The 2179-nt window shown below is 54.7% G+C and carries 3 protein-coding genes and 1 pseudogene; all 4 read left to right on the top strand.

Features of this window, described 5'->3' with window-relative positions; translation table 11 throughout:
* Positions 1-133: pseudogene (gene rplK, locus ACIQU2_RS28880) on the top strand (50S ribosomal protein L11); the annotation flags it as partial.
* Positions 133-828 (top strand): 50S ribosomal protein L1, encoded by a 696-nt coding sequence (gene rplA, locus ACIQU2_RS28875; RefSeq protein WP_007896626.1) that lies wholly within the window; start codon positions 133-135, stop codon positions 826-828. The pseudogene rplK and the gene rplA, both read left to right, overlap by 1 nt.
* Before the next feature lie 199 nt (positions 829-1027).
* Entirely contained in the window at positions 1028-1528 is a 501-nt protein-coding gene (gene rplJ / locus ACIQU2_RS28870) for a 50S ribosomal protein L10 (protein WP_010467255.1), read from the top strand.
* Between the two features lie 80 nt (positions 1529-1608).
* Positions 1609-1974, top strand: a complete 366-nt coding sequence (gene rplL / locus ACIQU2_RS28865) for a 50S ribosomal protein L7/L12 (protein WP_008145490.1) — start codon at positions 1609-1611, stop codon at positions 1972-1974.
* The last annotated feature ends 205 nt before the right edge of the window (positions 1975-2179 follow it).

Here is a 2179-nt window from a genome sequence, read left to right as displayed (position 1 = left end):
CGTTACCCGTGCTCTTCTGGAATATATAGCGCACACCAATCACGCGGATCTGACTTCAGCTGTTTTGTACGCGGCCGTGCGTACTATCGCCGGTTCTGCTCGTAGCATGGGCCTTAACGTGGAGGGTGTGTAATGGCTAAGTTGACCAAGCGTCAAAAGGCTATCGCCGGCAAAATCGAAGCAGGCAAGTCCTACAACTTTGTAGACGCTGCTGCTTTGCTGGCTGAGCTGTCGACAGTCAAGTTCAGCGAGTCGTTTGACGTTGCTGTAAACTTGGGTGTTGACCCGCGTAAATCCGACCAGGTCGTTCGTAGCGCTACTGTGCTGCCACACGGCACTGGCAAGACCGTTCGCGTTGCTGTGTTCACCCAGGGTCCAGCTGCTGAGGCCGCTTTGGCTGCCGGCGCTGACCGTGTAGGTATGGACGATCTGGCTGCCGAAATGAAAGGCGGCGACCTGAACTATGACGTAGTTATCGCATCCCCGGATGCAATGCGCGTTGTTGGTCAGTTGGGTCAGATCCTGGGCCCACGTGGCCTGATGCCTAACCCTAAAGTCGGCACCGTAACGCCAGACGTAGCTACCGCGGTTAAGAACGCCAAGGCTGGTCAGGTTCGTTATCGCACCGACAAAAACGGCATCATCCACACCTCCGTTGGCAAGGTTGGTTTCGACGCCGTCAAGCTGAAAGAAAACGTTGAAGCCCTGATCGCTGATCTGAAGCGTATCAAGCCAGCTTCCTCGAAAGGTATTTACGTCAAGCGCGTTACCCTGAGCACCACCATGGGTCCAGGCCTGGTCATCGACCAAGGCTCGCTCGACGCGTAAGACACAAGGTTGGCGCAAGCGATTGCGCCAATTGGAAGATTGGGGTCCCTGCCTGGCGGGGGCTATCCAAGACCGTAGGCGACGCAAGTCTTAAACCTCAAGCCTACGCAGATGGTGCTCCCGGTTCCTTACCGAATCAGACACCAAAACGACATCTGGCCTCGGTTGGATGAAACGGTAACAAGCAGGAGTTTTTCCCGTGGCAATTAAACTTGAAGACAAGAAGGCCATCGTCGCTGAAGTCAACAAGGCTGCCCAAGTTGCTCTGTCCGCTGTCGTGGCTGATGCCCGTGGCGTAACAGTAGGCGCTATGACCGGACTCCGTAAAGAGGCTCGTGAAGCTGGCGTTTACGTACGTGTTGTACGTAACACTCTGCTCAAGCGCGCCGTTGCTGGCACTCAATATGACGTGCTCAACGACGTGTTCACCGGCCCGACCTTGATTGCATTCTCCAAAGAACATCCGGGCGCTGCTGCTCGTATCTTCAAAGAGTTCGCAAAAGGTCAGGATAAGTTCGAGATCAAGGCAGCTGCGTTCGAGGGCAAGTTCCTCGCAGCTAATCAGATCGACGTACTGGCAAGCCTGCCGACCCGTGACGAAGCAATTTCTCAGCTGATGAGCGTGATTCAAGGCGCAACCAGCAAATTGGCTCGTACTCTGGCGGCTCTTCGCGACCAGAAAGAAGCTGCCGCAGCCTAAGGCTGAGCGACTCCTTTCAGCGTTTATTGTTTATTTCGATGGCCGCGTAGGCTGTCACCCCAATACAGGAATTTATAGTCATGTCTCTGACTAACGACCAAATCATCGAAGCAATCGGCGAAAAATCCGTTCTGGAAATCGTTGAGCTGATCAAGGCCATGGAAGAGAAGTTCGGCGTTTCCGCTGCCGCTGCTTCCGCTGGTCCAGCTGCTGTCGCTGCCGTTGTTGAAGAACAAACTGAATTCAACGTCATGCTGCTGGAAGCTGGCGAGAAGAAAGTTAACGTGATCAAGGCAGTACGTGAACTGACCGGTCTGGGCCTGAAAGAAGCCAAGGCTGTAGTTGACGGCGCTCCTGGCGTCGTTCTGGAAGCTGTTTCGAAAGACGCAGCTGACAAAGCAAAAGCCACTCTGGAAGAAGCAGGCGCTAAAGTCGAGCTGAAGTAAGCATCGACTTTGCGTCTCCAGCCCGAGCGTTAAGCGAAAGGCTGATGGCTGGTGGCTCTTGCCACCGGCCTTTTTCCGTTATTGGCAGCCGACTGGGTCGGTGTTGATAACGAGCTGTAACCACCCGATGCGGTGGCGCAAACCATGGGGTTTGCACGATTTTATTGCTGCTACCGTCGGGAGGGGCCAAACAAGAAGGTGACCC

The organism is Pseudomonas sp. NPDC098740 (assembly GCF_044760065.1).
Classification (GTDB): domain Bacteria; phylum Pseudomonadota; class Gammaproteobacteria; order Pseudomonadales; family Pseudomonadaceae; genus Aquipseudomonas; species Aquipseudomonas rossensis.
This window is presented reverse-complemented; position numbering and strand designations above follow the sequence as displayed.